10 protein-coding genes and 1 riboswitch are annotated in these 16,365 nt (G+C 71.5%); of the genes, 7 read left to right on the top strand and 3 right to left on the bottom strand.

Annotation, left to right across the window (positions count from 1 at the left end):
- Positions 1–425: 425 nt before the first annotated feature.
- From P2424_RS22105 to P2424_RS22095, 3 genes are all read left to right on the top strand, one after another.
- Positions 426–2,549, top strand: a complete 2,124-nt coding sequence (locus P2424_RS22105) for a DNA topoisomerase IV subunit B (RefSeq protein ID WP_276477493.1) — start codon at positions 426–428, stop codon at positions 2,547–2,549.
- A gap of 140 nt (positions 2,550–2,689) precedes the next feature.
- A complete protein-coding gene (locus tag P2424_RS22100) occupies positions 2,690–3,193 on the top strand; it encodes a DUF485 domain-containing protein (RefSeq protein ID WP_276477492.1) in 504 nt (167 codons plus the stop codon).
- Complete coding sequence (locus P2424_RS22095; protein WP_276477491.1) at positions 3,190–4,869, top strand: cation acetate symporter; 1,680 nt, start codon at positions 3,190–3,192, stop codon at positions 4,867–4,869. Before P2424_RS22100 ends, P2424_RS22095 begins: the two co-directional genes overlap by 4 nt.
- Positions 4,870–4,915: 46 nt before the next feature.
- Here the strand turns inward: P2424_RS22095 and P2424_RS22090 are convergent, their stop codons facing one another.
- Positions 4,916–6,568, bottom strand: a complete 1,653-nt coding sequence (locus P2424_RS22090) for a sensor histidine kinase (protein ID WP_276479073.1) — start codon at positions 6,566–6,568, stop codon at positions 4,916–4,918.
- A 360-nt stretch (positions 6,569–6,928) separates the two neighbouring features.
- The gene (locus tag P2424_RS22085) at positions 6,929–7,912 is read right to left on the bottom strand and encodes a sucrase ferredoxin (protein WP_276477490.1); all 984 of its coding nucleotides are present in this window, start codon (positions 7,910–7,912) and stop codon (positions 6,929–6,931) included.
- A 251-nt stretch (positions 7,913–8,163) separates the two neighbouring features.
- Here P2424_RS22085 and P2424_RS22080 point away from each other — a divergent pair, with 251 nt between their 5' ends.
- Entirely contained in the window at positions 8,164–9,417 is a 1,254-nt protein-coding gene (locus P2424_RS22080) for a GTP-binding protein (protein WP_276477489.1), read from the top strand.
- Between the two features lie 225 nt (positions 9,418–9,642).
- Here P2424_RS22080 and P2424_RS22075 read toward each other — a convergent pair whose 3' ends face one another.
- Positions 9,643–12,102: a DNA topoisomerase IV subunit A gene (locus P2424_RS22075; RefSeq protein ID WP_276477488.1), complete on the bottom strand. Its 2,460-nt coding sequence runs from the start codon at positions 12,100–12,102 to the stop codon at positions 9,643–9,645.
- Positions 12,103–12,374: 272 nt separating this feature from the next.
- On the opposite strand from P2424_RS22075, the gene P2424_RS22070 reads away from it, so the two are divergent.
- From P2424_RS22070 to P2424_RS22060, 3 genes are all read left to right on the top strand, one after another.
- Positions 12,375–13,697 carry a pitrilysin family protein gene (locus P2424_RS22070; protein WP_276477487.1) on the top strand — a complete coding sequence of 441 codons (1,323 nt, stop codon included), beginning with the start codon at positions 12,375–12,377 and terminating at the stop codon, positions 13,695–13,697.
- Positions 13,698–13,753: 56 nt separating this feature from the next.
- Positions 13,754–15,133, top strand: a complete 1,380-nt coding sequence (locus tag P2424_RS22065) for a pitrilysin family protein (protein WP_276479072.1) — start codon at positions 13,754–13,756, stop codon at positions 15,131–15,133.
- A 215-nt stretch (positions 15,134–15,348) separates the two neighbouring features.
- Positions 15,349–15,504: riboswitch (cyclic di-AMP (ydaO/yuaA leader) on the top strand.
- Between the two features lie 14 nt (positions 15,505–15,518).
- Positions 15,519–16,340: a M23 family metallopeptidase gene (locus P2424_RS22060; protein ID WP_276477486.1), complete on the top strand. Its 822-nt coding sequence runs from the start codon at positions 15,519–15,521 to the stop codon at positions 16,338–16,340.
- Positions 16,341–16,365 lie beyond the last annotated feature (25 nt).

The raw sequence follows: 16,365 nt of genomic DNA, 5'->3' as shown, positions 1-16,365 counted from the left end.
TTGGCCGGGAGGCCGGATTGTTGCCGGGTGGCGGCGAATGGGCCGTATTGCAGGGGTTGGGGGCTTTCCGTCGGTGGTCCGTCGATGTGTTCGGTCTGTCGTTAGGTCTGTGACGGTGGGTGGTGGCCGGCTCTGCCAGTGGCGCTGGCAGGTCAGTTTCGTGGCGTTGTGTCGTCCTCCGACTCCGAGCCGTTCAACCCGGCGTTGTGGAGGACGTGCCCGGAGCCTAAATGGTTCATGCCTCGATGGGAACGTGATGTGTACGGCACCCGAGCTCTTATCGAACAGGATATCGAACGTGGGATAGCATGGCAGTTCTCCTGTTCCGTCCGCTGGGTCGCACGCCACGTGCCCTCCTGGGCCTCGGTACCCTCTGACGCGGCAACCCAGCCGTCTCATGCAGAATTCAGCGAGGAGCGAACCGCGTGACCGCCGACATGTCCGTGCCGTCCACCGCACTGCTGACCGGGGCAGACCGCGAGGGCGGTTCCAATTACACAGCGCGGCATCTGCTCGTCCTGGAGGGGCTCGAGGCCGTCCGCAAGCGGCCCGGTATGTACATCGGCTCGACCGACAGTCGCGGCCTGATGCACTGCCTCTGGGAGATCATCGACAACTCGGTCGACGAAGCCCTGGGGGGCTACTGCGACCGCATCGGGGTCACCCTGTACGACGACGGCTCGGTCGAGGTCAGCGACAACGGCCGCGGTATCCCGGTGGACGTGGAGCCCAAGACCGGGCTCTCGGGCGTCGAGGTGGTGATGACCAAGCTGCATGCCGGCGGCAAGTTCGGCGGCGGCGCCTATGCTGCCTCCGGTGGTCTGCACGGGGTGGGAGCCTCGGTCGTCAACGCGCTCTCCTCCCGGCTGGACGTCGAGGTCGACCTCCATGGCAGGACCCACAGCATCAGCTTCCGCCGCGGTGTGCCCGGCATCTTCACCGAGTCCGGGCCCGACGCGCCGTTCGACCCCTCGAGCGGGCTGCTCAAGGGCAAGAAGGTTCCCAAGAACCGCACGGGAACCCGGGTGCGCTACTGGGGGGACCGGCAGATCTTCCTCAAGGACGCCAAGCTGTCGCTGGAGACGCTGCACGCGCGGGCCCGGCAGACGGCCTTCCTGGTGCCCGGACTGACGATCGTGGTGCGGGACGAGCGCCGCCTGGAGGACGAAGGCGTCGCGGAGGAGACGTTCCACTACGATGGCGGCATCAGTGAGTTCTGCGAGTACCTCGCGCCCGACCGGGCGGTCTGCGACGGTCTGCGACTCCAGGGGAAGGGCACGTTCAAGGAGACCGTGCCGGTGCTGGACGACCGCGGGCACATGATCCCCACCGAAGTGCAGCGTGAGCTGGGCGTCGACATCGCGTTGCGCTGGGGGACGGGGTACGACACGACGCTCAAGTCGTTCGTCAACATCATCGCCACCCCCAAGGGCGGCACCCACGTCTCCGGGTTCGAGCGCTCGGTGACCAAGACGGTCAACGAGGCGTTGCGTACGCACCGGTTGCTGAAGGTCGCCGACGACGACGTCGTCAAGGACGACGCGTTGGAGGGGCTGACCGCCGTGGTGACGGTTCGGCTGGCGGAGCCCCAGTTCGAGGGGCAGACCAAGGAGGTGCTGGGTACCTCGGCCGCCTCGCGGATCGTCACGCAAGTCGTGGCCAAGGAGTTGAAGGCGTTCCTGACCTCCTCGAAGCGGGACGCCAAGGCGCAGGCCCGGGCGGTGCTGGAGAAGATCGCCGCCGCGGCCCGTACCCGGGTCGCCGCGCGGCAGCACAAGGAGGCGCAGCGCAGGAAGACCGCGCTGGAGTCCTCCGCGCTGCCGGCCAAGCTGGCCGACTGCCGTGCGGACGACATCGACCGCACCGAGTTGTTCATCGTCGAGGGCGACTCGGCGCTGGGTACGGCCAAGGTGGCGCGCAACTCCGAGTTCCAGGCGCTGCTGCCCATCCGGGGCAAGATTCTCAACGTGCAGAAGTCGTCGGTCTCGGACATGCTCAAGAACGCCGAGTGCTCCTCGATCATCCAGGTGATAGGAGCCGGGTCCGGACGGACCTTCGACATCGACCAGGCCAGGTACGGCAAGGTCATCTTCCTGGCCGACGCGGATGTGGACGGCGCCCATATCCGCTGCCTGCTGCTGACCCTCTTCCAGCGCTACATGCGGCCGATGGTCGAGGAGGGCAGGGTCTTCTCCGCGGTGCCGCCCCTGCACCGCATCGAGTTGATCAACCCGAAGAAGGGGCAGGACAAGTACCTGTACACCTATTCGGACAACGAGCTGCGCCAGACGCTGCTGGAGCTGGAGAGCAGGAAGGTCCGCTACAAGGAGTCCATCCAGCGCTACAAGGGCCTGGGCGAGATGGACGCCGATCAGCTCGCGGAGACCACCATGGACCCGCGCCACCGCACCCTGCGGCGCATCAACATCAGTGACCTGGAAGCCGCCGAAGAGGCGTTCTCCCTGCTGATGGGCAGCGAGGTGGCCCCGCGCCGGGAGTTCATCAGTTCTTCCGCCTCCACCTTGGACCGTTCCCGCATCGACGTCTGACCGGCAGCACACCGGTCGGCACCGGCAGCACACCGGTCTGCGGGGCCCCACCCCTGCACTCCAGAATCAGGTTTCACCTGAAGGAGTGAAGGGGTGGGATTGCGCTGAAGGTGATCTTCAGGATCGGCGCATTCTGGGGCATGCGCATCGACGATCCCTGGTACGACGCCCTGGCCACGGGCGGCGCCGAGGTCCACTGCACTCCGGTCGGCACCCCGTCCCGGCGGAACGGTCCACCGCCTCCCCGGCGCGAGCCGGTGCCGTCCGCCGTGTCCGGCGTCTATCCCACCGTCCAGCGCAGCGCCGCCTTCCAGCAGGTACGCCGCCGCTACCGGCGCTTCGCGCTGCCCGTCAGCGCGGCGTTCCTGCTCTGGTACCTCGGCTATGTGGTGCTCGCGGTCTACGCGCCCGGTCTGATGGCGAGACCGGTGGCCGGTGTGCTGAACGTGGGGATGCTCGCCGGCCTCGCGCAGTTCGCCACCACCTTCCTGCTGACCTGGCTCTACGCCCGCCACGCCCGGCTGCGCAGGGACCGGCTCGCGCTCGAACTGCGCTGGGAGACCCAGGACATGGCCCGCAGCGCGGTCGCGGCGACCGGACCGGGCCGCGCCGCGTCCGGGACGATCGGGGAGGCCGTGAGATGAGCGGCTCTCATCAGACCCTGACACTGCTGCTGTTCAGCGCCGTCGTGGCCGCAACCCTGGCCATCACGAGCTGGGTCGGGAGCAGGCGGCACGGCTCGGCGGAGGAGTTCTACGCCGGAGGCCGGCTCTTCACTCCCCTGGAGAATGGTTTCGCCCTCGCAGGTGACTACATGTCCGCCGCCTCCTTCCTCGGAATAGCCGGACTGATCGCGCTCTACGGCTACGACGGGATGCTGTACTCCGTCGGCTTCCTGGCGGCGTGGCTGCTCGTGCTGCTGCTCGTCGCCGAACTGGTGCGCAACTGCGGGCGCTTCACCCTCGCCGACGTGGTCGCCGTACGGATGCGCGAACGGCCCGTGCGGATTGCGCTGGGGTGCTCCTCGATGGTGGTCTCGGTGCTGTACCTGGTGGCGCAGATGGTGGGTGCCGGCAGCCTGGTGGCGCTCCTGCTGGGCGGCCACGGAGCGGCCCCGCACACCTGGACGGTGCTGGGCGTGGGCGCGCTCATGGTGTTCTACGTCATCTGCGGTGGAATGCGGGCGACGACCTGGATCCAGATCGTCAAGGCAGTGCTGCTGATGGGCGGTGCGCTCGCGCTCAGCATCCTGGTGCTGCTGCGCTTCGGCGGTGACTTGGCCCAGCTGCTGACCAGCGCGGCCGGACGCAGCGGCCACGGTGCGGACTTCCTCGCCCCCGGGCTGCGCTACGGCGGAGCCGGGTGGGCCTCGCGGCTCGACTTCGTCAGCCTCGGCCTGGCGCTCGTGCTGGGCACGGCCGGACTTCCGCACATCCTGGCCCGCTTCTACACCGTGCCGACCGCGCGTGCGGCCCGCCGGTCGGTGGTGTGGGCGATCGGGCTCATCGGGAGCTTCTATCTGATGACGATCGTCCTCGGCACCGGTGCGGCCGCACTCGTGGGCTCGGATGCCGTACGCCGGTCGAGCCCCGCGGGCAACACGGCCGTACCGCTGCTCTCGGCCGAGCTGGGCGGCGGGGCGGACTCCACCGGGGGAGCCGCACTGACGGCCCTGGTGGCCGCCGTCGCGTTCGCCACGATTCTGGCCGTGGTCGCGGGGGTCACCCTGGCCGCCTCGGCCGCTGCGGCCCACGACCTGTACGCGTCGTTCACCGGGCGCGGTTCCGCCGCCGAGCGGGGCGACCCCGCGGTGAGCCCGCGCTCCGGGTGGCAGCGCGGCGGCGGCCGGCAGCGGCAGCGCGGCGGCACCAGGCGTGCGGACGAGGTCTTCGTCGCGCGCGTCGCCGCGGTGATCGTCGGGGGCGTCGCCATCGGGCTGAGCCTGCTCGCGCAGGAGCTGAACGTGGCGTTCCTGGTCGGGCTCGCCTTCGCCGTCGCGGCCTCGGCCAATCTGCCTGTCCTGCTGTACGCCCTCTTCTGGCGGCGGTTCACCACGCGCGGTGCCGTCTGGTCGGTCTACGGCGGGCTGCTGCCCGCGGTGGTCCTGGTGGTGTTCTCGCCGGTCGTCTCGGGCGGCCCGCAGGCCCTGTTCCCGGGCTGGGACTTCGCGTGCTTCCCGTTGGAGAACCCCGGCCTCGTCTCCATCCCGCTGGGTTTCCTCGCAGGATGGCTGGGCACCCTGCTCTCCCGCGACGACGCGGACCCGGCGCGGTATGCCGAGTCCGAGGTGCGCTCGCTCACGGGGGCGGGCGCCGTGTGATCCCCCTCTCCGCGCCCGGGTGCGGCCCCGCTCCGAGCGTGGCCCCTCACCGGGCGGACGGCTCTCCCGGGTGGGGCCCGCGGTCGGCCGCGGTCACCCGCGGATGCAGGGCCTCCGGAAGGACGACGGTGAACTCGGCACCGCCGTCCGGGCTCTCGCCCACTCGCGCGCTGCCGCCGTGCCGCTCGGCGAGCCGTCGGACGAGTGCGAGGCCGAGCCCCCGGCGTCCGTGCGCGGGCGGCTTCTTGGTGGACCAGCCCTCGGTGAAGACGGCCTCACGGTGTTCCGCGGGGATGCCGGGGCCACTGTCGGCCACCCGCAGCATGAGGCCCGTCCCACGTGGTCCCTCGTCAGGGGTCAGCCCCACCGTCACGCGGCCGTCGGATGAGCCGGCGGCCGCGTCCAGGGCGTTGTCGACCAGGTTGCCCAGGACCGTGGCCAGCTCCGGCGGGTCCACCAGCCGGTCGGGCAGCAGGGTGCCCGGGGTGATGCGCAGGGACAGCGAGCGCTCCGCGGCCACTGTGGCCTTGCCGACGAGCAGCGCGGCCAGCATCGGGTCGCGGATGTGCTCGGAGATCTCCTCGGCCGTCGCCCGGTGCACCCCGACGGCGTCGCTCAGATACTCCACCGCCTCCTCGACCAGACCCAGTTGCAGCAGTCCGAGCAGGATGTGCATCCGGTTGGCGTGTTCGTGGTCCTGAGCGCGCAGCGCGTCGATCAGTCCCTGCGAGCCGTCCAGCTCCCGGCCGAGGAGTTCCAACTCGGTCCGGTCGCGCAGGGTGGCGACGGCGCCTCCGTCGTCGGTGGGCATCCGGTTGGCGACCAGCACCCGGCCGCCGCTGACGGTCAGCAGATCCGGTCCCGGCACCTCCCCGGCCAGCACCCTGGTCGTGCGGCCGGGGCCCAGCGCCTCGTGTGGGGTCATTCCCAGGTGCTGCCGGCCCAGGTCGAGCAGTCGCTGGGCCTCGTCGTTGACCAGCCGCAGCCGTCCGGCAGCGTCCAGTGCGACCACCCCCTCCCGGATGCCGTGCAGGACGGCTTCCCGCTCGGCCAGCAGCGCCGTGATGTCGGAGAACGCGACGTCGTGGGTGCGTTTCTGCAGCCTGCGGAAGACGAGCAGCGCGGCGAGGGCGCCCACCCCCAGCGCGCCGCCCGCGTAGGCGAGCAGACCGGGCAGGGCGCGGGTGAAGCGGTCGCGCACGCTGTCGTAGGCGATGCCGACCGAGACGGCTCCGACGACCTTTCCGTCCGCGTTCCGCAGCGGCACTTTGCCCCGGGCGGATCTGCCCAGCGTGCCCTCGTCGATGTGGTGCACCTCCCGGCCGGCCAGCGTGGGGCCCGGATCGGTGGAGACCTGGTGGCCGATGCGGTCCGGCTCCGGGTGCGACCAGCGGATACCCCGGGTGTCGAGTACGACGATGTAGCTGGCACCGGTGGCCTGCCGGACGCGCTCGGCGAGGCGCTGGACCGGGCCGTTCGGCCGCGGGCCCGCGGTGTCGGACAACAGTTCGTCCAGCCCCGGCTCCGCCGCCGTCGCCTGGGCGATGGCCAGTGCGCGGCGTGACGCCTGGTCGTCGAGCTGGTCGCTGAACGGTGCCAGGAACAGCCCGGTCGCCACGGCCGTCACTCCAGTGAGCACCGCCAGTTGCACGAGCAGCACCTGGGACGAGACGCGTCGGGGCCAGCCGGGCGCGCGCAGCGGGCGCGGACGCCCCGGTGGGCGGGGGCCGGACGGCCCTGGGGCGGAGGTGCTGCGGAGCGGGGACGTGCCGGTGTGGGTCACGGGGCAACCTCATGGCGGGCGGGGACGGGCTGCGGATCCCCCGGACGGAGGACGCCCCGGACGGTACCGACCCGTGCCGATGGCCGCACCGGAGCGGACGCTCCCGACCGGCCGCCTTCGTGACACTTCCGACCGGATCCGTCCTGGCGGGGGACGGGTTCGCCTCCGTACGGAGCCCCTCCCCTCGAAGACTCTCCACACCGGCCGCCCGGTATCCGGGTCTCCCGGACGGCCACGTCCGGTTCTCGTCCGTCCGCGCCGTTCCGGCCGACGCCTTCAGGCGGTGTGCGGGGCCGGCAGTTCCTCGAACCGGACCACGTCCATGCGCACCGGTGCGGCCGGTGCGGCGCCGCAGCTCGCCGGAAGCGGTGGACCCTCGGCGTGCTCGCTCAGGGTCACGTTCCAATGGCGCCCGTCGATGTGCGTGACGGTCACTTGCCAGCACCGCTCCTCGCGGCCGGGCCGGGCGGGTTCCCGGCGCACCGCGGAGACCGTCAGCGCATGGGCGGCCGCTTCGCCGGTGCGCTCACGTACCGCCAGGTCCGCCGTCTGCCCCGGACGGTCCCAGGCCGACCGGCCACGGCAGCCGTCCGTCAGCACGAGACCGTCCCGGACAGCGTCCAGCACGCCCTTCACCGCCGTCGCGGTGAGCCGCCCGTACGCGTAGCCGTAGGGCAGCACCAGCAGGGTCGGTGCGAACCGGTGGCCGCCGATATGGGTGATCTCCCAGACGTCCGCTCCCCCGGACGCCACCAGTTCGGCCGCCAGCGGCCTGCCGAGCACGGCACAGCAGCGGTCGCGCCTGCCGTTGGTGCACACGAGGGCGAGGGGATCGCCCTCGTACGGCTCCCAGCCGGGGCCCGGAAGTGCGGTGTTCCACCGCGCGGATCGTGCGTCCGGGAAAGCGGCGTCCAGCGCCGCGAAGTCCAGTTCGCGCAGCGCCGCCATGCCGTCGCCCCGGAGCGTTGTCGTACGGATCCATGAGTCGCCCGGGGCCGTGCGGGCGAGGAACACCCGGTGCTGCGCGGTGGTGGTGGTCTCGGCATGCCGTCCGGGACGGCGGATCAGGGCGACCCGGCCACCGTGCGCGCCCGCCGCCGCGTCGAGCGCTTGCCCGAGATCCGGGTCCAGCCGGCTCTGGGTCAGCGCCTTCCTGCCCCAGGGGCCCGGCTGCTCGATCAGCAACCAGGTGCGGGCTGTCGCCGCCGTGCCGGCGAGCGGCTCGGGCAGGTTCCGGGAGGCAGTCGCACACGTGCTCACGCAGGCGAGCCTAACCTGAGGTGCAGTGGGGTGCGCGGGCGCGCTCCCGCGTGCTCGTACGGAGCGCGCTCGCGCCCTCTCCGACGCGCTGCTGCGACGTCCTCCCGCCCGCGCTCGGGACGGAGGGCCGGGCAGCGCCCTGCGCGGAGCACGCTCGAGTCCTCTTCGGTACGATCGGCACGCGTTCCGCGGCCGGCGGAAGGGAGCCGCGAAGCCGCCGGTAGCGGCGGGAGGCAGGAGGTTCGTCAGGCGTGCGCGTTACGGAGACCGGGCCGCGGCGGGGCGCGGTGGGCGGCCGGATCCCGGTCGTCGTGCTGGCCGGATTCCTCGGCTCCGGGAAGACCACGCTGCTGAACCATCTGCTGCGCACCGCCAGGGGCACCCGCATCGGCGCGATCGTCAACGATTTCGGAAGCATCGAGATCGACGCCATGGCGGTCTCGGGCCAGGTGGACGCGATGGTGTCCCTCGGGGACGGCTGCCTGTGCTGCGCGGTGGACACCAGCGACATGGACGAGGTCCTCGACGTGCTCGCGCGGCCCGCGGCCGGGATGGACGTCATCGTGATCGAGGCCAGCGGAGTGGCCGAACCGGAGACGCTGATCCGGATGGTGCTGGCCAGCTCGAGCCCGCACATCGTCTACGGCGGTCTTGTGGAGGTCGTCGATGCGGCGGAGTTCGACTCGGTCCGGGCCCGCCACCCCGAACTGGAGCGCCACGCCGGTGCGGCGGACCTGCTCGTCCTCAACAAGGCCGACCGGGTGACCGACGACCACCGGGAAGCTCTCCGTACCCGATTGCGCCACATCAGTCCCGGCACGCCCATCATGCCCGCTTCCTTCGGCCGCGTCGATCCGGCGCTGCTGTTCGACCGGGTGCGGCGTGAGCGGCCGCCTGTCGAACAGCTCTCGTTCGACTCGCTGTTGTACGGCACCGATGAGGACGACGGGTACTCGGACGGCGAGCACGTCGAGGAGGGGCACTCCGATGGCGGGCACGGGCGTCCCACTGCCGGGAACCCGTGCGGGGCCGGCGGCAGCCACGAGGGCCATCTGCACGACCACTACGAGTCGGTGGAGTTCACCTCGGAGCGGGCGCTGGATCCGCGCCGTTTCCTGGAGTTCCTGGACACCAGGCCCCCCGGTCTGTACCGGATCAAGGGCTATGTGGATTTCGGTGCGGCGGACCCCGACCACCGCTACGAGATGCATGCTGTGGGCGGCTTCCTCCGCTTCGCACCGCAGCGCAGATCCCCGTCCGGGCAACGCGGGACGGAGCTGGTGCTGATCGGCGCCGGTGTGGACGGCGCGGCGCTGCGCCGCGGCCTCCACGCCTGCACCGCCGGCCCCGACGCCTCGGACGAGCAGGCCCTGTGGGGGGTGCTCCGCTTCGTCGACCGCGCTCCGGAGGACGACCGCGGGCACGACGAGCCCGACCCGTACGACGAGCCCGACCCGTACGACGAGCCCGACGCCGTTCCGGAGTCCGCCGCGTACGGCCCTTGAGGTACCGGCCACCTGGCCGGACCGGCGCGTGGTGCGGACGAGGACGGCAGGCGGCGGACGGCAAGGGCGGACCGGCCGACCCGCCCCCGGAGGCGCGCCGAAGAGCCCGGGCCCGGTGCCAGGGCCGATGGCGCCGGTGGCTGCGCCACGCGCCTTGGCCCGGGCCCCGGTACCCACAGCCGGACCCGGGCGCCGTGCTCCCGAAGCCGTACCGCGGACGCTCTGCTACACGGGTCCGGCCACCGCCGCGACCGGCTTCTTCAGCGGCAGCCCCGACCCGTCCCTGCGGGGATCGGGTTCGGGCAGTTCGGCGGGGGCGCCGCTCTTGGTCGCCGCCAGGGCGGGTGTGGTGCCGGCCCAGGCCAGCCGCAGCCGGTCCTCGCCCTTGAGGAAGCGCTGGCAGCGCACGCCACCCGTCGCGCGCCCCTTGCGCGGGTACTGGTCGAACAGGGTGAGCTTCGCCGTGCTCAGCGAGTCGTCGAGGGTGCCCTCCGCACCGGCCGCAGTGAACACCGCCGCCTCGGAGGCCGGGTCGACTGCGCCGAAGAAGAGTACCTGCACGTCCTGGGCGAGCTTGATGCCCGCGACCCCGCCCGCGGGGCGGCCCTGCGGGCGCACCTGGCCGGCCTGGAAGCGCAGCAGCTGGGCGTCGTCGGTGATGAAGACCAGGTCCTCCTCACCGGTGCGCAGCTCGGCGCCTCCGACGATGCGGTCGCCGTCCTTGAGGGTGATGACCTCCAGCTCACCGCGGTTGGTCGGATAGTCGGGAACGACGCGTTTGACGATGCCCTGTTGGGTGCCGATCGCCAGCCCGGGTGAGGACTCGTCCAGCGTCGTCAGGCAGATCAGTGTCTCGTCGGACTCCAGGGTGAGGAACTCCGAGATCTGCGCCCCGCCTGCCAGGTTGGGCGAGGTGGTCGTCTCCGGGAGTTGGGGCAGGTCGACCACCTGCAGCCGCAACAGGCGGCCGGCCGAGGTCACGGCGCCGACCTCGCCGCGGGTGGTGGCGGGCACGGCGGAGACGATCACGTCGTGCTTGACGCGCTTGGGGGCCTGGCCGAACTCGGCTCCGCCGTTGGCCGTGCGGGCGAGCAGGCCGGTGGAGGAGAGCAGCACCCGGCAGGGGTCGTCGGCGACCTCCAGCGGCACGGAGACGACGGGAGCCTCGGCGGAGTCCAGCAGCTCGGTGCGGCGCGGCGTGCTGTACTTCTTCGCGATGCCGGAGAGCTCCGAGGAGACGAGCTTGCGCAGCTCCGCGTCCGACTCCAGGATGCGGGTCAACTGCTCGATCTCGCCCTTGAGTCGATCCCGCTCGTCCTCCAGCTCGATCCGGTCGAACTTGGTCAGTCGGCGCAGCGGAGTGTCCAGGATGTACTGGGTCTGGATCTCGCTGAGGCCGAACCGGGAGATGAGCGAGGCCTTCGCCTCGGCGGCGTTCTCACTCGACCGGATGATTCTGATGACCTCGTCGATGTCGACGAGCGCCACCAGCAGGCCCTCCACCAGGTGCAGCCGGTCGCGCCGCTTGCCGCGCCGGAACTCGCTGCGCCGGCGCACCACGGAGAAGCGGTGGTCGACGTAGACCTCCAGCAGCTCCTTGAGACCGAGGGTGAGGGGCTGGCCGTCCACCAGCGCGACGTTGTTGATGCCGAAGGACTCCTCCATCGGCGTCAGCTTGTAGAGCTGGGAGAGGACGGCCTCGGGGTTGAAGCCGTTCTTGACCTCGATGACCAGTCGCAGCCCGTGCTCGCGGTCGGTGAGGTCCTTGACGTCTGCGATGCCCTGGAGTTTCTTCGCGTTGACCAGGTCCTTGATCTTGGAGATGACCTTCTCGGGACCCACGGCGAACGGCAGTTCGGTGACCACGATGCCCTTGCGCCGGGCGGTGACCTGCTCGATCGACACCGTCGCGCGGATCTTGAAGGTGCCGCGGCCGGAGACGTACGCGTCCTTGATGCCCTCCCGGCCGACGATCTTGCCGCCGGTCGGCAGGTCGGGACCGGGGATGAAACCCATCAGGGTCTCCAGGTCCGCACCCGGATGCTTGATCAGATGCCGGGCCGCCGCGATGACCTCGCCCAGGTTGTGCGGGGGCATGTTCGTCGCCATCCCGACCGCGATCCCCGAGGAGCCGTTGACCAGCAGGTTGGGGTAGGCGGCCGGCAGCGTGACGGGCTCTTCCTCGCTGCCGTCGTAGTTGGCGCCGAAGTCGACCGTCTCCTCGTCGATCGACTCGACCATCAGTCCGGCGGCCGGCGCGGAACGGCACTCGGTGTACCGCATCGCCGCCGGCGGGTCGTCGTTGCCCAGCGACCCGAAGTTCCCGTGCCCGTCCACCAGCGGCAGGCGCATCGAGAAGTCCTGCGCCATGCGCACGAGCGCGTCGTAGATGGGGGAGTCGCCGTGCGGGTGGAGCTTTCCCATCACCTCGCCCACCACGCGCGCGCACTTCACGTACGACCTGTCGGGGCGCAGCCCCATCTCGTGCATCTGGTACAGGATCCGGCGCTGCACGGGCTTCATCCCGTCGCGGGCGTCGGGGAGCGCGCGCGAGTAGATGACCGAATACGCATACTCCAGGTAGGAGCCCTGCATCTCGTCGACGACGTCGATGTCGACGATGCGCTCCTCGAAGTCCTCTCCCGGCTCCGGTGCCGGTGTACGGCTTTTACTGCGGCGGGCCATCGCGGCTGCGGCTCCTTCGGCTTCGTGCTGTCGCTCTTGTGCTGTCGGCTGTGACGGGTTACGGGACCTGCGGTCGGCCGACCGTACGGGCCCCGGTCGACCATTGTGGACCGCCGCACTGACAGGGCGGTCGCTCGGTAGACCGTACGGGAACTTCGCACCTTGTCGGCGTGGTTGCATACAGTGACAGGGCCGCCGGTCGCGTGAGACGCGCGCGGCGGCAGTTCCCGGCGTCGGGCCGGGACCCCCGCGAGCGAAGGGACTCCACGCCCATGGGTCACACGGCCACGCCCCCGCCGGCCACCGGTGGGCTGACAGCGACGGAGCACCGGCTGGCCAACGGCCTGCGGGTGGTGCTCTCCGAGGATCATCTGACCCCCGTCGCCGCTGTCTGCCTCTGGTACGACGTCGGTTCCCGCCACGAGGCCGAGGGCCGCACCGGCCTGGCCCACCTCTTCGAGCACCTGATGTTCCAGGGCTCGGCGCAGGTCGAGGGCAACGGGCACTTCGAGCTGGTGCAGGGTGCGGGCGGCTCGCTCAACGGCACGACCAGCTTCGAGCGCACCAACTACTTCGAGACGATGCCCGCACACGAGCTGGAGCTCGCCCTGTGGCTGGAGGCGGACCGGATGGGTTCGCTGCTGGCCGCGCTGGACGAGGAGTCCATGGAGAACCAGAGGGACGTGGTCAAGAACGAGCGCCGCCAGCGCTACGACAACGTGCCCTACGGCACCGCGTTCGAGCGCATGACGGCCATGGTCTACCCCGAGGGCCACCCCTACCACCACACCCCGATCGGCTCCATGGCCGATCTGGACGCGGCCTCCCTGGAGGACGCGCGGGAGTTCTTCCGCACCTACTACGCGCCCAACAACGCCGTCCTCTCGGTGGTCGGCGACATCGACCCGGACACGACGCTGGCCTGGATCGAGAAGTACTTCGGCTCCATCCCCGGCCACGACGGCAAGCGTCCGCCGCGGGACGGCGCGCTCCCGGACCCGGTCGGGGAGGAGCAGCGGGAGGTCGTCGAGGAGGACGTGCCCTCCCGCGCGCTGATGAACGGCTACCGTCTGCCGCACGACGGCACCCGGGAGGCGGACGCCGCCGACCTGGCGCTGACCGCGCTCGGCGGAGGTGAGTCCTCCCGGCTCTACACCCGGCTGGTGCGGCACGACCGCACCGCGGTGGCGGCCGGCTTCGGCCTGCTGCGGCTGGCGGGCGCGCCCTCGCTGGGCTGGCTGGACATCAAAGCCTCCAGCGGTGCGGAGACCGCCGACATCCAGGCGGCGGTCGACGAGGAGCTGCGCCGGTTCGCCGAGGAGGGGCCCAGCGAGGAGGAGATGGAGCGGGCCCAGGCCCAGCTGGAGCGCGAGTGGCTGGACCGGCTCGGCACGGTCGGCGGCCGGGCCGACGAACTGTGCCGGTACGCGGTGCTCTTCGGTGACCCTCAGCTCGCGCTCACCGCGGTGCGGCGGGTACTGGAAGTGACCCGCGAGGAGGTGCGGCAGGTGGCGGCGGAGCGGCTGCGCGCGGACAACCGTGCCGTGCTCGTGTACGAACCGCTGGCGAACGACGACGAGGAGACCGGGCAGTGAGCGAGACACCGGCGAGCACGAGCCCCGCGGGCATCGCGGAGGCGGCAGGCGAGAGCATGGAGTTCCACCCCCGGCCGGCCGGGGGTGCTCCCAAGCCGTGGGCTTTCCCCACCCCCGAGCGCGGCACGCTCTCCAACGGGTTGACGGTGCTGAGCTGCCACCGGCCCGGCCAGGAGGTCGTGGCCGTCGAGGTGGATCTGCGTGCGCCGCTGGACGCCGAGCCGGAGGGGCTGGACGGCGTCGCCACCATCATGGCCCGGGCACTGAGCGAGGGCACGGACAAGCACACGGCGGAGGAGTTCGCCGCCGAGCTGGAGCGCTGCGGTGCCACGCTCGACGCGAACGCCGACCACGCCGGTGTGCGGGTGTCGCTCGAGGTGCCCGTCTCGCGGCTGCGCAAGGCGCTGGGGCTGCTCGCGGACGCGCTGCGTGCCCCGGCGTTCCCCGACAGCGAGATCGAACGGCTGGTGGCCAACAGGCTGGACGAGATCCCGCACGAGCTGGCCAACCCCGCCCGCCGCGCGGCCAAGGAGCTCTCCCGCGAGCTGTTCCCGGCCGAGTCGCGGATGTCGCGGCCCCGGCAGGGCACCGAGGAGACGGTGCGGCGCATCGACGCGGCCGCGGTACGGGCCTTCTACGAGGCCCATGTGCGGCCCGCGACGGCGACCGCCGTGGTGGTCGGCGATCTGGACGGGCTCCGCGACGGCGGCGTCGAGGCGGCGCTCGCCGAGACGCTGGGCGGCTGGACGGGCGCTGTGGTCGACTCGCGTGCGATGCCGCCGATCACCGCGGACGACACCGGCCGGGTCGTCATCGTGGACCGGCCCGGTGCGGTGCAGACGCAGTTGCTGATCGGACGGGTCGGGGCGGACCGGCACGACCGGGTGTGGCCCGCGCAGCTGCTGGGCGTCTACTGCCTGGGCGGCACCCTCACCTCGCGGCTGGACCGGGTGCTGCGCGAGGAGAAGGGCTACACCTACGGGGTCCGCGCGTTCGGGCATGTGCTGCGTTCGGCTGAGGACGGCAGCGGGGCCGCGCTGCTGGCCATCAGCGGCTCGGTGGCCACGGACGTGACCGGTCCCGCGCTGGCCGATCTGTGGCAGGTGCTGCGGACGCTGGCAGCGGAGGGGCTGACCGACGAGGAGCGGGACGTGGCCGTGCGGAACCTGGTGGGGGTCGCTCCGCTGCGCTACGAGACGGCCCAGGCCGTCGCGGAGACGCTGGCCGATCAGGTCGAGGAGCACCTGCCCGACGACTACCAGGGCCGGCTCTACGCCCAACTGGCCGAGACAGGCACGGTGGAGGCCACGGCGGCGGCCGTCAGCGCGCTGCCGGCCGACCGGCTGGTGACGGTGCTCGTCGGTGACGCTTCCCAGATCGCCGATCCGGTCCGGGAGTTGGGCATCGGCGAAGTCAAGGTGGTCACCGGCGGCTGAGCCCGGCCGACGGGCGTCGGTCGGGGGGCGGAAGTGGGGCCCGGGAGGAGGAATTGCTCCTTCCGGGCCCTTTGTGATGTCCGCTTTCGTTGCGGTTGCTGGTGAGTTGGAGTGTGGCGTACGTGACAAAGCCAGGGATTCGTTTGCCGCTCGGAGTTGGCCCCGATTAGCGTCGTTGCCGCTGTCCGTCAGAAGTGACCGCACCCGCGGCCGACGGACCGCGATCGCCGAATCCCCGAGGCAGCGGCCGAGGGGGACCGGGGACCCACGTCCCATTGGGGTGAATCGGACGGCCTCGCAAGAGGCGGTCCGTAGGAGACCTTCCTGCTCCGAACCCGTCAGCTAACCCGGTAGGCGAGAAGGAAGGAAAGGAGTACGCCTCCCTATGGCGTTCACCCGTGCCACCGGCAAGCACAGGCGTCCGAGCAAGGCCCGCAGGACCGCGGGCGGGGCGGCCGGTATAGCCGGCCTCGCCACCGTGGGCGTCGTCGGGTCCATCGCCTCCCCCGCCTTCGCCGCGAGCGGCGGGCAGAACACCGCGCCGCTCCAGCAGAACGCCGAGGTGAGCGAGGCCGTCGGCGGCCCGATCTCGAAGACGCTGGACGAGCAGGCGTCCGCGCAGGCCCTCCGGGCCGAGCAGGCCAAGGCCGAGTCCGAGGCCAAGGAGGCGGCCGCCGAGGCGAAGGCGGAGGCCAAGCGGAAGGCCGACGAGGCCCGGCGCAAGGCGGCGGCCGAGAAAGCGGAGAAGGAGCGCGAGGCCAAGCGCAAGGCGGCGCGGGAGGCCGAGCGTGCGAAGCTCAACGCCTATGTGCTGCCCGTCGAGGGCTCCTATGTCTCGACCGGTTACCAGCAGGGCGGCGGCATGTGGTCGTCCGGCAGCCACACCGGGATCGACTTCCACGCGGGGATGAACACCCCGGTCCACTCGGTGGCCGCCGGTGAGGTCGTGGAGGCCGGGAACGGCGGTGCCTACGGCAACAACATCGTGATCAAGCACAAGGACGGCACGTACACCCAGTACGGCCACCTCAACTCGATCGGCGTCTCGGTCGGCCAGCAGGTCACCTCGGGTCAGCAGATCGGGCTCTCCGGCTCGACCGGCAACTCCTCCGGCCCCCATCTGCACTTCGAGGCCCGCACCGGTCCCGACTATGGTTCGGACATCGACCCGGTCGCCTACCTGCGCAAGCACGGTGTGAAGGTCTGAGGCCGAAGTCCCTCTCAGCACCGCA

This window comes from Streptomyces sp. WMMB303 (assembly GCF_029351045.1).
Taxonomy (GTDB): domain Bacteria; phylum Actinomycetota; class Actinomycetes; order Streptomycetales; family Streptomycetaceae; genus Streptomyces.
This window is presented reverse-complemented; position numbering and strand designations above follow the sequence as displayed.

What these genes read in the sequence shown, in the direction of transcription:
- P2424_RS22075 (WP_276477488.1), bottom strand. Translation starts at nt 12,102, where the DNA reads ATGGCCCGCCGCAGTAAAAGCCGTACACCGGCACCGGAGCCGGGAGAG.
- P2424_RS22065 (WP_276479072.1), top strand. Translation starts at nt 13,754, where the DNA reads ATGGAGTTCCACCCCCGGCCGGCCGGGGGTGCTCCCAAGCCGTGGGCT.
- P2424_RS22060 (WP_276477486.1), top strand. Translation starts at nt 15,519, where the DNA reads ATGGCGTTCACCCGTGCCACCGGCAAGCACAGGCGTCCGAGCAAGGCC.
- P2424_RS22070 (WP_276477487.1), top strand. Translation starts at nt 12,375, where the DNA reads ATGGGTCACACGGCCACGCCCCCGCCGGCCACCGGTGGGCTGACAGCG.
- P2424_RS22095 (WP_276477491.1), top strand. Translation starts at nt 3,190, where the DNA reads ATGAGCGGCTCTCATCAGACCCTGACACTGCTGCTGTTCAGCGCCGTC.
- P2424_RS22100 (WP_276477492.1), top strand. Translation starts at nt 2,690, where the DNA reads ATGCGCATCGACGATCCCTGGTACGACGCCCTGGCCACGGGCGGCGCC.